The sequence below is a fragment of the Variovorax sp. PMC12 genome, assembly GCF_003019815.1.
Lineage (GTDB): Bacteria > Pseudomonadota > Gammaproteobacteria > Burkholderiales > Burkholderiaceae_C > Variovorax.
Genome location: NZ_CP027774.1, coordinates 14,974 through 33,840, shown reverse-complemented (window position 1 = coordinate 33,840; position 18,867 = coordinate 14,974). Strand labels below are relative to the sequence as shown.

The following is an 18,867-nucleotide window of genomic DNA, read 5'->3' as shown; positions in this document are numbered from 1 at the left end:
AACGCGATGAACGCGATGAACGCGATGAACGACAGTCTCGAAGCCACGTTCCCCCTTTCTCCCGAACAGCGCGCGGTGTCCGCCGGCGCACAGCGCCTGCTCTTGCGAGCCTGCATCGAAGGCCCGCTGGACACGGGGCGCCTGCGCCTCGCCGTGGAGCGTGTGCTGCGCGCGCACGGTGCCCTGTGCATGGCCATCTGCCCGGTGCCGGGCTACAGGGGCCTGCGGCAACAGTCTCTCGACGTGGTGCCGCCGCTGAAATGGCAGCTGGCCGACCTCAGCGAGGCGGACGACGGCACATTGGACGCCTGGTTCGACGCCTTCAACGCCGAGCCGCTCGCCACTGAGCGCGGGGAACTCGTCAGCGCCGCCGTTGTGCGCACGGGCGAGACCCGACACATGCTGGGCCTTTCGGTCAACCCGCTGGCGGCGGACAGGGAAAGCCTTCAGAACCTCTTCGGCCAGATCGCCACGGCCTGCTCGGGCGAAGGCGCCTTCGACCCGGCGGAGGTCTTCCAGTACGCGCGCTTCGTCGAATGGCGGCAGGACCTGCTCGAAGGCGACGATGCGGCGCAGGGACGTGCCTACTGGCAGCGGCTCGTGGCCGACGCCTCGGCCCTCCCGCCGCCGCGCCTGCATGAGCGGCTCCGTGCTGCGCAGGGAGAGGCCTCGCGCCATCGTGTTTCGATTGCTGTAGACGCAGCGCTCGCAGGCCGCGTGGCCGCGTGTGCCGATGCGCTCGGCGCACAGCCCGAGACCCTGCTGCACGCGGCGTGGTGGCTGTTGCTTGCCAGGTTGAGCGGTACCGGCCGTTTCATCGGCGGCTGGCAGCACGACTGCCGGCGAGACTACGAACCCATGCAAGGCGCGGTCGGCGTGTTCGACAAGGTGCTGCCGGTGATGGTCGAGGTGGCGCCGGGCGAGTCCTTCGCAGGCTGGACCGGCAGGTTCGACGCCGCGCTGGCGGCGCATGTCGATGCGCAGGAATACTGGCCTGTCGATGCGCCGCCCATCTCGACGCACACCGTCGTCGGCTTTGCCTCGCACGTGGTGAGGCCGCCTCACGGCACCGATGCGCGGTGGCACCTCATCGGGCTGCCCGGACCGATGCCCTGTTTCGAACTCGCGCTGCAGGCCGCATGGCAGGCAGAAGGCGCGGTGCTGTCGCTGCACGCCGATGCCGCCCGCTACGGCCGGGCGGTCCTGGAACGCCTGTTGCTGCAGTTCGTCACGCTGCTCGTTGCCGTTGCCGCGCAGCCCGATGCGCCGGTTGAAGCGCTGTCGCTGGTCGGGCCGAAAGAACGTGAGTTGTTGCTCGCGCAGGGTTGCGGCGAACGCATCGATGCGGGCATGCAGACCGTGGCCGACCGCATCGCGCATTGGGCGCAGGCCACGCCGGATGCCCCCGCGCTCGAAGCGGGCGGCCAGCGCCTGAGCTACCGCGAACTCGATGCCCGCATCGACCGGCTCGCACACTGGCTCACTGCACAGGGCGTAACGCCCGGTTCCATCGTCGCGCTCAACCTGCCGCGCTCGGTCGAACTGCCGGTGGCGATCTTCGCCGCCTGGCGCGCGGGTGCCGCCTACTTGCCGCTGGAGCCCGAATGGCCCGAGGCGCGCCGTGCGGCCGTGCTCGCGGACGCGCAGCCGGCAATCGTGCTCGATGCGGCCATGCTGCCTGCCATCGACGGCACGACGGATGCGGCGCCTGCACATCGCATCGCCCTGAAGGACCTGGCGTACGTGCTCTACACCTCCGGGTCCACGGGCAAGCCCAAGGGCGTCGCCATCGAGCAAGGGCATCTGCTGAACTATGTGGCCGCCGCCTCGGCTGCGATGAAGCTCGGCAACTGCCGCCGCTGGGCGCTCACCAGTTCGGTCGTCGCCGACCTGGGCAACACGGCGCTTTTCGCCGCCTTCTTCAACGGCGCCTGCCTGGTGGTGGCGGCCGAAGACGAGGTGAAGGACGCAGACGCCTTCGCCCGCTTCATGGCCGACAATGAAATCGACGCGATCAAGATCGTGCCTTCGCACCTGGAGGCGCTGCTCGAATGCGCATCGCCTTGCCTGCCGCGCACGCTGGTGCTGGGCGGAGAGGCCGCGCCGCGCGCGCTTGTCGAGCGCATCGCGCGGCTTGCGCCGCAGTGCGCCGTGTACAACCACTACGGCCCGACCGAGACCACGGTCGGCGTGATGGTTCACGCGGTGCCCGCCGACAGGCAGGTGCCCGAGCAACTGCCGCTGACGCGAGTGCTCGCGAACAACCGCGTGCATGTGCTCAACGGGGCGCTGGGCCTCGTGCCAGCTGGCGCGCTGGGCGAGGTCTACGTCGGTGGCGCGCAGCTGTGCCGCGGCTACCTGAACCGTGCGGCGGGCGACGCCTTCGTGCCCGACCCCTTCAACCCGGGCCAGCGCCTGTATCGCACAGGCGACCTGGCGTATGTGCTGGCCGAAGGCGGCATCCGCCTCGCGGGGCGTGCGGACCACCAGGTGAAGATCCATGGCTTCCGCGTGGAGCCGGCCGAGGTCGAGGCGGTGCTGCTGGCGCAACCGGGCGTGCGCCAGGCAGTGGTGCTTGCGGTGCCGGATGCCGCAGGTGCGACCACGTTGTCCGCCTTCTTTGTCGCCGATGCGGCGCTCGCCGATGGCCGCGCCTTGCGCGAACGGCTGGCCGAGCTGCTGCCCGCGCACATGGTGCCGGCGACCTTCATGGCCACGGATGCCTTTGCCCGGCTTCCCAACGGAAAGATCGACCGGCTGGCGCTGTCTGCGATCGCGCCTGCCGCTCGCGCAGACAAGGCCCGCATCGAGCCGCGCGACGCGCTCGAGGCGGTACTCGCCGACGGCATGGCCTCGCTGCTGGGCAGCGGCCCCATCGGCGTGGAAGACGACTTCTTCGAACTCGGCGGGCACTCGCTGCAAGTCATCAAGCTGGTCGCGCGCATCCGCAAGCTGCTTCAGGTCGAGGTGGCGGCGGGGGTGGTGTTCGACCATCCGACGCCGGCGGCGCTGGCGGCCGCGCTGCGCGAAGGCAGCGAGGACGCCGCACAGCTCGAGCAGCGTGCGCAGGCCCACAGGCGGCCCGAAGAACACATGAGCGAGACCGCATGACCCATTCCCTGATTCATCCCACCATCGCCCGCACCGTGTCCGAGGGCGACGCCGTGGCCCTGTCCTATGCGCAGGAGCAGCTGTGCTTTCTGCAGAAGCTCGAACCGGGGCTCACGGCCTACAACCTGCCTCGCGTCTTTCGGCTGGCCGGCCTGCTCGATGCGGGCGCGCTGGAGCGTGCCTTCCAGGCACTGATCGCGCGCCATTCCGTCTTGCGAACCCGCTTCTTCGAGCAGGACGGTGTGCCAATGCAGAGCGTTCAGGCCGACGCGCCGTTCGCGGTGGAGCGCATCGACCTGTCGGGCCTGGACGTCGAAGCGCAGAAGGCACCGCTGGACGAGGCCGTGCGACGCACGGCCGGGCATGTGTTCGACCTGGGCGTGGCGCCCGCGATGGTCGCGTGCCTCGTGAAGCTGGGAGATGAACGGCATGTGCTTGCCGTCTGCTTGCACCACATCGTGTCCGACGCCTGGTCGAACCCGATCCTCGCGCGCGATCTGGCCGAGGCCTACCGCCTTGCCTTGCACAGCGCCGGCCCGGTCAGGCTGCCGCCGCTTGCCGTGCAGTACGCCGACTATGCGGTGTGGCAGCGCGCGAATGTAGAGGGCGGCGCGCTGGAGCGCCAGCTTGCGCACTGGAACCGGCATCTGGGTCCGGAGGTTCCGGTGCTCGACCTGCCGACCGACCGCGCGCGGCCCTCGCGCAAGAGCTTCGCTGGAACCGCGCTCGGCTTCGATGTGCCGCCAGCGCTCGCGCTCGCCGTGCAGAAGTTCTGCCGCGCCGAGAAATGCACGCCTTTCGTCGCCTTGTTCGCGGCATGGCAGGTGCTGCTTGCCCGTTCCAGCGGCCAGAACGACTTTACCGTCGGCGTGCCCAACGCCGGACGCCAGCACGAGGAAGTGAGCGAGCTGCTCGGCTTCTTCGTGACCACCCAGGTGTTCCGCGCGCGGCTGTCGCCGCGCCAGAGCCTGCGCGAGATCTGCCGGCAGGTGCGCGCCGACGCGCTGGCGGCGCTCGACAATGCCGAGCTGCCCTTCGAGGTGCTGCTCGCGAGCCGCACGGACCGGCGCGACCCGGCGCGCAGCCCGCTGTTCCAGGTGATGTTCGGCGTGCAGATGGCTGGCGAGACGGTGGCATTCGATCTCGAGGGCGTGCGCGCCGAAATCGAGGAGTTCGACGACGCGGGTGCCAAATTCGACCTGTCGCTCGACTTCTATGTCGACGCGCGGGGCGTTCGCGGCCGCCTCGAATACAACACCGACCTGTTCGAGGAAAGCACCGCGCGACGTCTGGTGGCGCGCTATCTGCGGGTGCTTGAAGCCCTCGCGACCGAGCCTGACAGCGTGCTCGCCAAGCTCGTGCTGACCAGCGAGGGCGAGCAAGCACAACTGATGCGTCAGAGCGAGAACCTGCCGCATCGCGCCTGCGCCGATCCCGTGCACCGCCTGATCGGCCAGCAGGCCAGGCGCACGCCGGAAGCGGTGGCGCTGGTGTTCGGGCATGTGTCGCTGAGCTACGCGCAGCTCGAAGCACGCGCGAACCGCCTGGCGCACCGCCTGATCGCGCTCGGCGTGCGGCCCGACACGAAGGTGGGCATTGCCACGGAACGCAGCGTGGAGATGGTGGTGGGGCTGCTGGCGATCCTGAAGGCCGGTGGCGCCTACGTGCCCATCGACCCCGAGTACCCGCAAGACCGCATCATCTACATGCTCGAGGACAGCGGCGTCTCGTTGCTGCTCACCCAGAGCCACATCGCGCGTGCGATCCCGGTGCGCGAGGACGTGCAGACGATCGAACTGGACTTGCTGGACCTGGAGACGGGTCCAAGCGTCGACCCCGACGTGCCCCTGCACGGCGAACACCTGGCCTATGTGATCTACACCTCCGGCTCCACCGGCCGGCCCAAGGGGGCGTCCAACCGCCACCGCTCGCTCTACAACCGTCTGGCCTGGATGCAGGACGCGTATTCGCTCGATGAGACGGATACGGTGTTGCAGAAGACGCCCTTCAGCTTCGACGTGTCGGTGTGGGAGTTCTTCTGGCCGCTGATGCAGGGCGCACGTCTGGTGGTCGCGCAGCCGGGCGATCACCGCGAGCCGGGCAGGCTGGTCGAATCAATCCGCCGCCACGGCGTCACCACCATCCACTTCGTGCCCTCGATGCTGCAGGCCTTCGTGGCCCATGAAGGCATCGAGGCCTGCACGAGCCTCAAGCGCATCGTGTGCAGCGGCGAGGCACTGCCCGCCGAGGCGCAGGCCAGGGTGTTCGAGCGCCTGCCGGGCGCGGGCCTGTACAACCTCTATGGCCCGACCGAAGCGGCCATCGACGTGACGCACTGGACCTGCCAGGCGGACGGGCGCAACCACGTGGCCATCGGCCGTCCGATCGCGGGCACGAAGACCTACGTGCTGGACGCCGGCCTGAACCTCGTGCCGCAGGGCGTGGGTGGGGAGCTGTACCTGGGCGGTATCGGGCTGGCGCGCGGCTATCTGGACAAGAGCGCTCTCACGTCGGAGCGCTTCATCGCCGATCCGTTCGGCGACACGGGCGAGCGGCTGTACCGCACGGGCGACCTGGTGCGCTGGCGCGAGGACGGCCAGCTGGAGTACCTGGGGCGCATCGACCACCAGGTGAAGATCCGGGGCTTCCGGATCGAGCTGGGCGAGATCGAGGCGCAGCTGCTGGTGCAGCCCGAGGTGCGCGAGGCGGTGGTCATCGCCGACGACGGTCCCGGGGGCGCACGGCTGGTGGGGTATGTGTCGTTGAAGGCGAATCAGCCTCTGGAGCCGGCGGCGCTGAAGACGCGTCTGGCCACGGTGCTGCCCGACTACATGATCCCCTCGGCACTGGTGGTGCTCGATGCACTGCCGCTGAACGCCAACGGCAAGATCGACCGCAAGGCGTTGCCTCGACCCGAGCGGCCGCTGAGCGGCTTGCACGAGGTACCCGCCGAGGGCGTCGAACAGGTTCTGGCCGGCATCTGGGCTGCGGTGCTCCGCGTGGCATCGGTCGGGCGGCACGACAACTTCTTCGAACTCGGCGGCGATTCCATCCTCAGCCTGCAGATCGTCTCCCGGCTTCGCGCGGCCGGATGGAAGCTGACGCCACGGCAGATGTTCGACCGGCAGACCATCGCCGAACTCGCGGAGGTGGCCGAGCCCGAGGATGCGGTGACAGCGCAGGCGGGAGTGGGGGGCACGGTCGAGGGCATGGTGCCGCTGCTGCCGTTCCAGGCCGAGTTCTTCGCCACCGACATTCCCTGCCGCCATCATTGGAACCAGGCGCTGCTGTTTCAAAGCCGTGAGCGACTCGACCCGGTGGCACTCGAAGCCGCGCTGCAGGCGCTTGTGCGGCACCACGATGCCTTGCGTCTGCGTTTCGTGCAGGGCGCAGACGGCCAGTGGCGGCAGGCGTGTTCGCCCGCCGAAACCTCGCCTGCCGGCCGCCTGCTGTGGGTGCGCCAGGCTCGCGACGCCGGCGCCATCGAAGCGCTGTGCGAAGAGGCACAACGCAGCCTCGACCTGGCCCGCGGCCCCATGCTGCGTGCGCTTGCCATCGAGGTGGCGGACGGCGGCGCACGCCTGTTGCTCGCCATCCATCACCTGGTGGTCGACGCCGTGTCATGGCGCGTGCTGCTCCAGGACTTGCAGCGCGCCCACGCGCAGTGTCTTGAAGGCCGGCTGCCGTCGTTTCCCGCCAAGAGCAGCAGCTTCCAGGACTGGGCACTGGCATTGCAGGCGCGCGCCGCTTCGCTCGACGCCGAACTGCCCTATTGGCAGGCGCTGGCCGACGCCCCCGTCACCTTGCCCTGCGACCACCCGCACGGCGTCAACACGGCGGCGACGCGTGAGTTCGTCGAGCTGCGGCTGGACCGCGAGCATACCCAGGCGCTGCTCAAGGACGTACCCGCCGCCTACCGTACCCGGATCAACGATGTACTGCTGACGGCGCTCGGCCGCGCGCTGTGCGACTGGAGCGGTCACGAGCGCGTGCTGGTCGATGTGGAGGGCCATGGACGCGAAGACCTCTTCGTGCAGCTCGACCTTTCGCGCAGCGTTGGCTGGTTCTCCAGCCTGTTCCCGGTGCTGCTCGACCCGCTCGGCACCCCGGGCGACGCGCTGCGCCGCGCGAAGGAACAACTGCGGCGCGTCCCTGGCCGCGGCATCGGCTACGGCGTGCTCAAGCACATGGGCAATGACGGCCAGCGCCGCGCGCTCGCGGCACTGCCCAGGGCGCAGGTGGTCTTCAACTACCTCGGCCAGCTCGACGGCAGCCTGGATGCGCAGGGGCCCTGGCACTTGGCGGGTGAGTCGCCCGGTGCGTCGACCGACGGGGCGGCACCACTCTCGCATTCCTTCACCGTCAATGGCCAGGTCCAAGACGGAGAGCTTCGCCTGAGCGTTGGTTACAGCCGGGCACGTTATGAGCGCGCGACGGTGCAGCGCTGGGCCGAGCGGTTTCAGCAGGAGTTGGAAGGCCTCATCGCCCATTGCACCGGCGGCGCACGTGGCGTGACACCTTCGGACTTCCCGCTTGCCGCGCTCACGCAGCAGCAACTCGACGCTCTGCCGTTGGAAGCGGCCGAGCTCGACGACCTGTACCCGCTCTCACCGATGCAGCAGGGCATGCTGTTCCACAGCCTGCTCGATCCGACCGGTGCCAGCTACGTGAACCAGTTGCGGGTCGACATCCAGGGCCTGGACGCAGGCCGCTTCCTGCATGCCTGGCAAGCCGTGCTCGACTGCCACGAGGCGTTGCGCAGCGGCTTCTTCCAGGGCGATGAGCCGATGCAGTGGGTGGCACGCCGTCCCGCGCTGCCGCTGGCCCAGCACGACTGGCGCGGACTCGCCGATCTGCCGCAGGCTCTCGACGCGATGGCCGATGCCGAGCGGGTAGCCGGGTTCGACTTGGCCCGACCGCCGCTCATGCGCCTGGTGCTCGTGCGTACGCACGACGACACCCATCACTTCCTCTGGACCGTGCATCACCTGCTGCTGGACGGCTGGAGCAGTTCGCGGCTGATGGGCGAAGTGCTTAGGCGCTACGCCGGCCAGCCTGACTCGGCAAGGTCCGTACCGGCCCGCTACCGCGACTACATCGCATGGTTGTCGCTGCGTGATGGTCGCCGTAGCGAAGCCTTCTGGCGCGAACAGTTCGCGCCGCTGGACGCGCCCACGCTGCTGGCCGATGTGCTGCCACGCGCGGCGGACCGTGGCCAGCAACTGAATCCGGATCAAGGGCGGGGGCAGGGCCACCGCAGCCTGTCGTTCGGCACGCAACGCACGCGCCAGTTGCAGGACGCGGCACGTCGCGGGCATGTGACGCTCAACACTCTCATGCAGTCCGCCTGGGCGTTGCTGCTGTCCCGCGTGACGGGACAGCGCACGGTGGTCTTCGGCGCCACGGTGGCGGGCCGTCCTTCGGAACTGCCGGGCGCCGAACAGATGCTCGGCCTGTTCATCAACACCCTGCCGGTCGTCGCAACGCCGCTGCCCGGGTGCCCGGCGAGCGAATGGGTGCGCGCGCTGCAGTCACGCAACCTCGACGCCCGCGAGCATGAGCACACACCGCTGTACGACATACAGCGCTGGGCCGGGCAAAGCGGCCAGGCGCTGTTCGACAGCATCCTGGTGTTCGAAAACTACCCGATCGACGAGGCGCTGAAGCAGGCCGCGCCGGGCGGCTTGCGCTTCGAGCGGGTGACACAGTGCGAAGAAACGCACTACCCGCTGACGCTGACCGTACAGCAGCAGGGGGAAGAACTCATGCTGGGTTTTGCCTATGCGCGCGACCGCTTCGACGCCGCGTGCATCGACATGCTGGTCTCCTGCATGGAGCGGCTCGTCGAGGCACTCGCCGACAGCCTGTCGCACCCCCTGCGGCCGCTGGGTGAACTGGACCTCCTCGGTGCGGGGCAGAAGCAGCGCCTGGCCTTGCGCGCCATCAACGATCCGAAATGGCCTGCCTCTGCGCCGGTACACCGCCTGATCGAGCGCCGGGCCGAGGCGCAGCCGGAAGCGCCCGCGCTGCTGTGCGGCGAACACCTGATGAGCTACGCGGCACTGAACCTGCGGGCCAACCAGCTCGCACACCGGCTCATTGCTTCGGGCGTGGAGCCGGACGTGAGAGTCGGCATTGCACTGGAACGCGGCATCGGCATGCTCGTGGCGCTGCTTGCCGTGCTGAAAGCCGGCGGCACCTACGTGCCGCTCGATCCGGACTATCCGGCCGAACGGCTCGAACACATGGTGCAGGACAGCGGCATGACGTTGCTGCTCACGCAACGCGCGTTGAAGTCCAGGTTCGCGGTCTCCGGCTCAACGGCGCTGCTGGAGATCGACGCCCTCGACACCAGCCGCGAGTCGCAGCACAACCCGGATGTGGCCTTGCATGGCGAAAACCTTGCCTATGTGATCTACACCTCGGGCTCCACCGGCAGGCCCAAGGGCGTGGGCATTGCGCACCACGCGCTGTCGGCGCATGTGCGGGCCTCCATCGGCCTCTTCGGTCTGGCGCCGTCGGAACGCATGCTGCAGTTTTCCACGCTGAACTTCGACGGATTCGTCGAGCAGACCTTTCCTCCACTGGCGGCAGGCGCATCGGTGGTGTTGCGAGGCACCGATCTGTGGGACAGCGCGCGGCTGCACCGCGAGATCGTTGGCCAGCGCATCACCGTGGCCGACCTCACCACCGCCTACTGGCTGTTGATGGCGCAGGACTTTTCCCGGCAGCGCCCCCGCGACTGGGGTGCGCTGCGGCAGGTGCATGCCGGTGGCGAGGCCATGCCACCGGAGGGCATCAATGCCTGGCGCGACGCGGGGCTGGGGCATGTCAAGTTGCTGAACACCTATGGCCCGACCGAAGCGACGGTGACGGCCTCGGTGCTCGATTGCACCCCCTATGTCGCCGGCGAACTGCCATTGCCGACGCAAATGCCCATCGGCGGCCCGCTGCCTGGCCGCTCCTTGCACGTGGTCGATGCCAGCCTGCAGCTGGTTCCGGAGGGCGTGGCCGGTGAACTGTGTGTCGGCGGTGCGATGCTTGCGCGCGGTTACCTGAACCGCGCGGGCTTCACTTCGGAGCGCTTCGTCGCGGACCCGTTCAGCGACGACGGAGAGCGCCTCTATCGCACGGGAGACATGGTGCGCTGGCGCGAGGACGGCCAGCTGGAGTACCTGGGACGCATCGACCATCAGGTGAAGATCCGGGGCTTCCGCATCGAACTGGGAGAGATCGAGGCGCTGCTGCTGGCCCAGCCTGGCGTGAGGGAGGCCATCGTCGTGGCGCACGACCGCCCTGGCGGCGCGCGCCTGGTCGCGCATGTGTCGCCCGCCAGCCTTGATGCGGACGCGTTGCGCGTGCGCCTCGCGTCCGCGCTGCCCGACTACATGGTGCCCTCTGCACTGGTGGTGCTCGATGCGCTGCCCCTGAACGCGAACGGAAAGATCGACCGCAACGCGCTGCCGGTACCGCAATGGCACAGCGGCGATGCCTTCGAGGCGCCGAGCGGTGCGCTGGAAACACAGCTCGCCGCGATCTGGGCCGAAGTGCTCGGCGCTCGACGCGTGGGAAGGAACGACAACTTCTTCGAACTCGGAGGCCACTCGCTGCTGGCCATGCAGATGGTTGCGCGCGTGCAGGCCGCCATGCAACGCCAATTGAGCGTGGTCGACGCATTCCAGGCGCCAGTGCTCGCCGGGCTGGCGGCTCTGCTGGACGATCGCGGCCAGCAGGCGACCGCCGGGCAAGCGCTGTCCGAGATTGATTCCTTCATCGACAGTCTGGAGACGATGTGACGACCGATTCGAACGTGCGGCGTATTGCCGAGCGCTTTTCCCGGCTTGCACCGGAGCAGCGGCGCGCGGTGTACCGGAAGATCCGCGCCGAAGGAATGGCCATGGGCCAGTTCCCGATCCTGCGCCGCGAGGCCGCGCCGACAGCGCGTTATCCACGCTGTTATCCGCTCTCCTACGCGCAGTCGCGCCAGTGGTTCCTCTGGAAGCTGGCACCCGACGACACCGCCTATCACATCGCCGGCGCGCTGCGGCTGAACGGCCGGCTCGACGAACAGGCGCTGCGCGCCAGCTTCTCGGCACTGGTGCAGCGGCACGAGTCGCTGCGCACGGTGTTTCGCACCAGCGAGGATGGGCAGGGCGAGCAATGCATAAGGGACGGAAGTACCTTCGGACTGCGCACGGTGGACCTGAGCGGCTTGCCGGCGGGCGACGCCGAAGCCGCGACGCGCGAGGAAACCCGCCGTGCCTGTGGCACCCCCTTCGACCTTGCCGCGGGGCCGCTGCTGCGCGTGTCGCTCATCCGCCTGGCAGGCGAAGCGCATGTGCTGGTGGTCGTGATGCACCACATCGTGTCGGACGGCTGGTCGATGCGGCTTTGCGTGGACGAGTTCTGGGCGTATTACCGCGCGTTCTCCCAGGGGCAGGCGCCCGAGCTGCCGGAACTGCCCGTGCAGTACGCCGACTACGCGTCATGGCAACAGCAATGGCTCGAAGCCGGCGAAGCCGAGCACCAGCTCGGCTACTGGACGGCGCAGCTCGGCCGCGAGCATCCCGTGCTGCAGTTGCCCACCGACCACCCGCGCCGCGCCGACGGGCGCTACCGCGTCGCAAGGCACCGCTTCGTGCTGCCGCCGGGCCTGGGGCTGGCGCTGGGCCGGCGTGCCGCGTCGGAAGGCGCGACATTGTTCATGGCGTTGTTGGCGGGCTTCCAGGTGCTGCTGCACCGGCACTCGGCGCAGGCCGACATTCGCGTGGGCGTGCCGATCGCCAACCGCCACAGGGTCGAGACCGAGGGGGTCGTGGGCTTCTTCGTCAACACGCAGGTGCTGCGCAGCGTGATGACTGGCCGCACGCCGCTGGCACAGGTGCTGGCCACCGCGCGCGTTGCCGTGCTGGGCGCGCAGGCGCATCAGGACTTGCCGTTCGAGCAACTGGTGGAGGCGTTGCAACCGGAGCGCAATGTCGGGCAGAGTCCGCTGTTCCAGGTGGCGCACAACCATCAGCGCGATGGCTTGCAGGAGCCAGCCGCTGTGCCCGGACTGCAGATGTGGGCCTACGAGGTCGAGGCGCTGGCCGCGCAGTTTGAGCTGATGCTCGACACCTCGGAAGACGCACAGGGCGGCGTGCAGGTGGTGTTCACCTACGCGGCCGAGTTGTTCGAGCCGGCCACGATGGCCCGCATGGGCGCGCACTACGTGGCGGTGCTGCGGGCGCTGGCGGAAGACCCTGGGCTGGCGGTGGAAGACATCGACGTGCTGGGCGAACCCGAGCGGGCCACGTTGTCGCAGTGGGGCGTGAATGCACGGCAGGCGGCATACGAAGCACCGGTGCACCGGCTGATCGAAGCGCAGGCGGCGCGCGCGCCCGACGCGGTGGCGCTGGTGTTCGGCGACCGGTCGCTGGGCTATGGCGAACTCAACGCCAAGGCGAACGCGCTGGCGCACCACTTGATCGGCCTGGGCGTGACACCCGACATGCCCGTGGGCATTGCGGTGGAACGCAGCGTGGAGATGGTGGTGGGGCTGCTGGCGATCATGAAGGCCGGCGGCGCCTACGTGCCAATCGACCCGGAGTACCCGCACGAGCGCATCGCCTACATGCTGCAGGACAGCGGCGTGAAGCTGCTGCTCACGCAGGCGCACCTGATGGACGCCTTGCCGGCCGCGGCGCACGTTCGGCTGCTCACGCTCGATGCGCTGGATGTTCCCGAACGCCACGACAACCCTTCGGTGCCCCTGCACGGCGAACACCTGGCCTATGTGATCTACACCTCCGGCTCCACCGGCCGGCCCAAGGGGGCGTCCAACCGCCACCGCTCGCTCTACAACCGTCTGGCCTGGATGCAGGACGCGTATTCGCTCGATGAGACGGATACGGTGTTGCAGAAGACGCCCTTCAGCTTCGACGTGTCGGTGTGGGAGTTCTTCTGGCCGCTGATGCAGGGCGCACGTCTGGTGGTCGCGCAGCCGGGCGATCACCGCGAGCCGGGCAGGCTGGTCGAATCAATCCGCCGCCACGGCGTCACCACCATCCACTTCGTGCCCTCGATGCTGCAGGCCTTCGTGGCCCATGAAGGCATCGAGGCCTGCACGAGCCTCAAGCGCATCGTGTGCAGCGGCGAGGCACTGCCCGCCGAGGCGCAGGCCAGGGTGTTCGAGCGCCTGCCGGGCGCGGGCCTGTACAACCTCTATGGCCCGACCGAAGCGGCCATCGACGTGACGCACTGGACCTGCCAGGCGGACGGGCGCAACCACGTGGCCATCGGCCGTCCGATCGCGGGCACGAAGACCTACGTGCTGGACGCCGGCCTGAACCTCGTGCCGCAGGGCGTGGGTGGGGAGCTGTACCTGGGCGGTATCGGGCTGGCGCGCGGCTATCTGGACAAGAGCGCTCTCACGTCGGAGCGCTTCATCGCCGATCCGTTCGGCGACACGGGCGAGCGGCTGTACCGCACGGGCGACCTGGTGCGCTGGCGCGAGGACGGCCAGCTGGAGTACCTGGGGCGTATCGACCACCAGGTGAAGATCCGGGGCTTCCGGATCGAGCTGGGCGAGATCGAGGCGCAGCTGCTGGTGCAGCCCGAGGTGCGCGAGGCGGTGGTCATCGCCGACGACGGTCCCGGGGGCGCACGGCTGGTGGGGTATGTGTCGTTGAAGGCGAATCAGCCTCTGGAGCCGGCGGCGCTGAAGACGCGTCTGGCCACGGTGCTGCCCGACTACATGATCCCCTCGGCACTGGTGGTGCTCGATGCACTGCCGCTGAACGCCAACGGCAAGATCGACCGCAAGGCGTTGCCGAAGCCGGAACGGGGTGCGACCGGCGCGTACGAAGCTCCCCAGGGTGAGGCCGAGGCGCAGCTTGCGGCCATCTGGGCCGAGGTGCTCGGCGTCGAACGCGTGGGCCGCACGGACAACTTCTTCGAGCTCGGCGGCGATTCCATCCTCAGCCTGCAGATCGTCGCGCGCATGCGCGCGACCGGCTGGACGATCACGCCGCGCCAGATGTTCGAGCAGCAGACCGTCGAGCGCCTCGCCGCGTTGGCCGAGCCCATGGCCAATGTGCCGCCGCACGGCGCGCCACCCATGACGCTGCCGCACGGCCGGCTCCAGGACTTCCTGGACGCAGGCACCCTCGACGCACTGAACCTGGATGCCGCGCAGATCGAGGACGTCTATCCGCTCGCCCCCACACAGGAGGGCATGCTCCTGCATTCGATGGCCTCGGCCGGCTCGGGCCTTTACGTCAACCAGCTGAGCGTGGAGGTGCGCCAGATAGAGCCGCACCGCTTCGCACGGGCCTGGAAGGCGATGGTCGAGCGTCATGCCATTCTGCGCACCGGATTCCTGTGGCGAGAAGGCATGGCGCGGCCGCTGCAGCTGGTGTTCCGGCAGGTGGCGTCGGAGGTGGAGCAGTTCGATTGGCGCAGCGCCCATGGGGCCGGCGACGCAGGTTCAGCTGACACGGTGCAACGGCTGGCCGCCTACGAGGAACAGGCGCTGGCCGCGCCCATCGACTGGATGCGCCCGCCGTTGTCGCGCGTGGCGCTGATCCGACTGGAAGACGACCGGTACCAGTTGGTCTGGACGCGCCATCACATCCTGTCCGACGGTTGGACCGACTCGCGCCTCATGGGCGAATGGCTGCGCACCTATGCCGGGGAGGCCCTGGATGCAAGGCCACCGGTGTACGGCGATTACGTGCGCTGGCTTCAGCAGCAGGACACGAAAGCCGCCGAGACATTCTGGACGCAGGCCTTGGCCGCACAGGACGGTCCCACGTTGCTGGCGGAAGGGGGCCGGCGCGATCCGGCGCGCGATGGCTTCGAGAAGATCTACACGCGGTTGGACCGCGCCCGCACTGCTGCATTGCAGGCTTTCGCGCAGCACGAGCGCGTGACGGTGAATACGCTGGTGCAGGCCGCTTGGGGGCTGTTGCTGCAGCGCCAGACCGGCCGCGACCACGTGGTGTTCGGCGCCACCGTCGCTGGGCGGCCGACCGCGCTCCAAGACGCTCACGACATGATGGGGCTGTTCATCAACACAATTCCGGTGCCCCTGTCGCGGCAGGCGGGGCGTACGGTGGGCGAGTATCTGCGCGATGTTCAAGGCACCAACTTGCGACTGCGCGAGTACGAACATGCCGCACTCGCGGACATCCAGCGCTGGACCGGCTCGGCCGGCCGGCCACTGTTCGACAGCATCATCGTGTTCGAGAATGCGCCCATCGACCGCGCGATGCGCGACCTGGGCCGCTACGGACCGCAGTTCGGAGAAACAACCGTGGGCGGGCTCACCGGCTACGCAATGGACTTGCAGGTGGTGCTCGACGACACGCTGGAGATCGAGTATTGCTACGGCCGCAGCGATTTCGACGACGCCTTCGTTGTCGGCCTGCGTCGGCAGATGGAACATCTGCTGATGCAGTTGGCCGCCAATGCACACCGGCCGGTTGGTGAGCTGTCATGGCTCGACGAGCAGGCGCATGCGGCCCTCCTGGCGCTCGGCCGCGACGAGGCCGCGTGGGGCGCCGCACCTCACGTCGCCGTGCACCGGCTCATCGAAGAGCAGGCAGCGAAGAACGGCGAGGCAATTGCCTTGCTGTGCGGCGACGACGAGCTGAGTTATGCCGCGCTCAACGCACGAGCCAACCGCCTGGCGCATCATCTGATCGCCCGCGGCGTAGGGGCCGACACGCTGGTGGGTGTGGCGCTCGAGCGGTCGCTCGACAGCATTGTCTGCCTGCTGGCGGTGCTCAAGGCGGGCGGCGCCTACGTGCCGCTCGACCCGGCCTATCCGCCCGATCGGTTGGCCTTCATGGTGCGCGACAGCGGCATGGCGCTGCTTCTCACACACCGTGCGGTTTTGCCGAAACTCCCGGCCGAGCTCGGGCTTCCGCTCGCCGTGCTGGAAGACCTCACGCTGGGCGCCTCGGCCACGCATGACCCGAACCAGCCGGTGCATGCCAACAGCCTGGCGTACGTGATCTATACCTCGGGCTCTACCGGCATGCCCAAGGGCGTGGCCGTGACTCACGGGCCACTGTCGATGCATTGCCTGGCCACCGCCCGCATTTATGGAATGACGCCGCAATCGTGCGAACTCCACTTCATGTCGTTCTCTTTCGATGGCGCGCATGAGCGCTGGCTAACGCCGCTGTGCGTCGGCGCCGGCCTGGCACTGCGCGACAACGAGCTGTGGACCGCGGAACAGACTTACCAGGCGCTGCATCGCTACGGCGTGACCAACGCGGCCTTTCCGCCGGCCTATCTTGGGCAGATCGCCGACTGGGCGAGCCCGCGCGATGACGCACCGCCGGTGGAGCTGTACGTGTTCGGTGGCGAGGCAATGCCCAAGGCGGCGTACGACAAGGTGTGCCGCACGCTCAAGCCACGCATTCTGATCAACGGATACGGCCCGACCGAGACCGTGGTGACACCGCTGATCTGGAAAGCCGACGCCTCCCGGACCTTCGACTGCGCTTATGCGCCGATCGGGCGGCCCGTGGGCGAACGGACCGCCCACGTGCTGGACGCCGACATGCAACCGGTGCCGCACGGCGTGACTGGCGAGCTGTACATCGGCGGCTACGGCCTGGCACGCGGCTACCTGCGGCGCCAGGCCCTCACGGCGGAGCGCTTCGTCGCCGACCCGTTCGACGGCGCGGGCGGTCGCCTGTACCGCACCGGCGACCTGGTGCGCTGGCTGGAAGACGGCAACATCGAGTACATCGGGCGGGCGGACCACCAAGTGAAGATACGGGGCTTTCGCATCGAGCTGGGCGAGATCGAGGCACGCGTGCGCGAGGTTGCAGGCGTGGGCGACGCCGCCGTGGTGCCGCACGAGAGCGCGTCGGGTCGACAACTGGTCGCGTATGTCGTCGACGCGGAAGGCGCGGCGCCCGAGGCGCTCGCGCAGCGCATCCGTGCGCAACTGGCCGAGCGCCTGCCCGACTACATGATGCCGGCGCGCGTGATGGTGCTGCAGAAACTCCCGAGACTCATCAGCGGCAAGCTCGACCGCGCCGCGCTCCCGGCGCCCGCCTTCGAGGCCGAGGGTGCCTTTCGGGCGCCGCGCAACGAAGTCGAGCGGCAATTGGCCGCCATCTGGCAGCAAGTGCTGGGCGTCGAGCGCGTGGGAATCTGCGACAACTTCTTCGAACTCGGGGGCGACTCCATTCTCAGCCTGCAGGTGATTTCGCGTGTGCGCAACGCGAAGCTGGGGCTGGAACTGCGGTTGCGTGACCTGATTCGCCACCAGACCATCGAGGCGTTGATGTCACAACAAGACCAGGCGCCACTGAACACGGCGCGAGAGCAGCCGCGAATTCAGGTGGAAGCGGATGGCATGCTGCCGCTGCTGCCCATCCAGCGGTGGTTCTTCGCGCAGGAGTTTCCTTCAAGCCACCACTTCAACCAATCGGTGCTGCTGCGCAGCGAGACCTGGCTGGACGAGGCGCGCCTGCGCCGCGCCGTGGACCTTCTGCAACGGCATCACGACGCGCTGCGCATGCGCTATGCCCGCCGTGCGGACGGCACATGGGTGCAGGCCTACGACGCGGCGGACGACGCCGCGCAAGCGAGGAACGGCGCGCACGACGTCCTTTGGCTGCGCGACGTCGCCAGCCCCGGGGACATCGAGCGCGAAGCGGAACTGGCACAGCGCAGCCTCGACCTTGCCGCCGGGCCGGTCTGGCGCGTGGCCTGCATGCGCCACGTCGACGGAAGCGCGCGGCTGCTGATCGTCGTGCATCACCTGAACATCGACGGCGTATCGTGGCGCGTTCTGCTGGAAGACCTGCAGTCGCTCTATGAACAACTGGCGCGGTCCGGCGAGCCCGTACTTCCCGCGAAGACGGCGGCGTACAAGGCCTGGGCCCTGTACATGCAGCAGTGGGCGCTATCGAAGGCGCTGGCGGCTGAACTGCCTTACTGGCAGCTGCAGCTGGCGGACAGCAAGGACATCCCACGCGATGAACCGCAAGTGCCGGCGCGCTTCAGCGACCGGGCGGTGGCGCACGTGCGGCTAGACCGGCAGACCACGCAAGACCTGCTGCGCGTCGCGCCCGCGGCCTACGGCACAGCCATCGACGACCTGCTGCTGGCCGCGCTGTCGCGAACGATCGCGAGCTGGACACAGCGCTCCAAGACACTCATCACGCTGGAAGGCCACGGGCGCGAGGGCGACGTCGCCGATCTCGACCTGAGCCGTACCGTGGGCTGGTTCACCAGCGCCTACCCCGTGCGACTGGCGGGTGGTGACCCGACAGGCGAACTGGGCGTGGCGCATTCGATCCGCCAGGTCAGTGCCGCGTTGCGCGCGGTGCCCAACAAGGGCGTGGGCTTCGGCGCGCTGCGCTACCTGCATGCCGACGAGGACGTGCGCGCCTCGCTGTCGGCGGTCGAGCCGCGCATCACCTTCAACTACCTGGGGCAGTTCGATCAGACCTTCGGCGGCGAATCGGCGTTCACGCCGACCAGTGGCGAATCCGCGGGGGCGGAGCGGGACGCGCGAGGCGCCTTGCCGAACTGGATCGAGATCATCGGCCAAGTGTTCGACGGCACGCTGTCCATCAGTTGGATCTACAGCCAGGAGATGTTCCGTGCATCGACCATCGAGGGCCTGGCGCAGGGCTATGGTGCGCAACTCGAGGAAGTGGTGCGGCACTGTGTTGCTGTCGGCAAGGCCGGCAGTGCTGCTGCAACGGCAGCTTGAGGAACGGCGGGCCGGCGCGGAGCCGGCCC

The 18,867-nt window shown here is 68.7% G+C and carries 3 protein-coding genes; all 3 read left to right on the top strand.

What is annotated here, in order from left to right:
- The first annotated feature begins 6 nt into the window (after positions 1-6).
- From C4F17_RS27710 to C4F17_RS27700, 3 genes are read left to right on the top strand one after another with little or no spacing between them, the layout of a single operon-like run.
- A complete protein-coding gene (locus C4F17_RS27710; RefSeq protein ID WP_234383099.1) occupies positions 7-3,111 on the top strand; it encodes a non-ribosomal peptide synthetase in 3,105 nt (1,034 codons plus the stop codon).
- On the top strand, positions 3,108-10,907 hold the full coding sequence (locus tag C4F17_RS27705) for a non-ribosomal peptide synthetase (protein ID WP_106937751.1): 7,800 nt from the start codon (positions 3,108-3,110) through the stop codon (positions 10,905-10,907). Before C4F17_RS27710 ends, C4F17_RS27705 begins: the two co-directional genes overlap by 4 nt.
- On the top strand, positions 10,904-18,838 hold the full coding sequence (locus C4F17_RS27700) for a non-ribosomal peptide synthetase (RefSeq protein WP_106937750.1): 7,935 nt from the start codon (positions 10,904-10,906) through the stop codon (positions 18,836-18,838). The genes C4F17_RS27705 and C4F17_RS27700 overlap by 4 nt, the downstream gene beginning before the upstream one ends.
- The last annotated feature ends 29 nt before the right edge of the window (positions 18,839-18,867 follow it).

Excerpts from the sequence above, each read along its gene's own strand:
- C4F17_RS27710 (WP_234383099.1), top strand. The coding sequence starts at position 7 with ATGAACGCGATGAACGCGATGAACGACAGTCTCGAAGCCACGTTCCCC.
- C4F17_RS27705 (WP_106937751.1), top strand. The coding sequence starts at position 3,108 with ATGACCCATTCCCTGATTCATCCCACCATCGCCCGCACCGTGTCCGAG.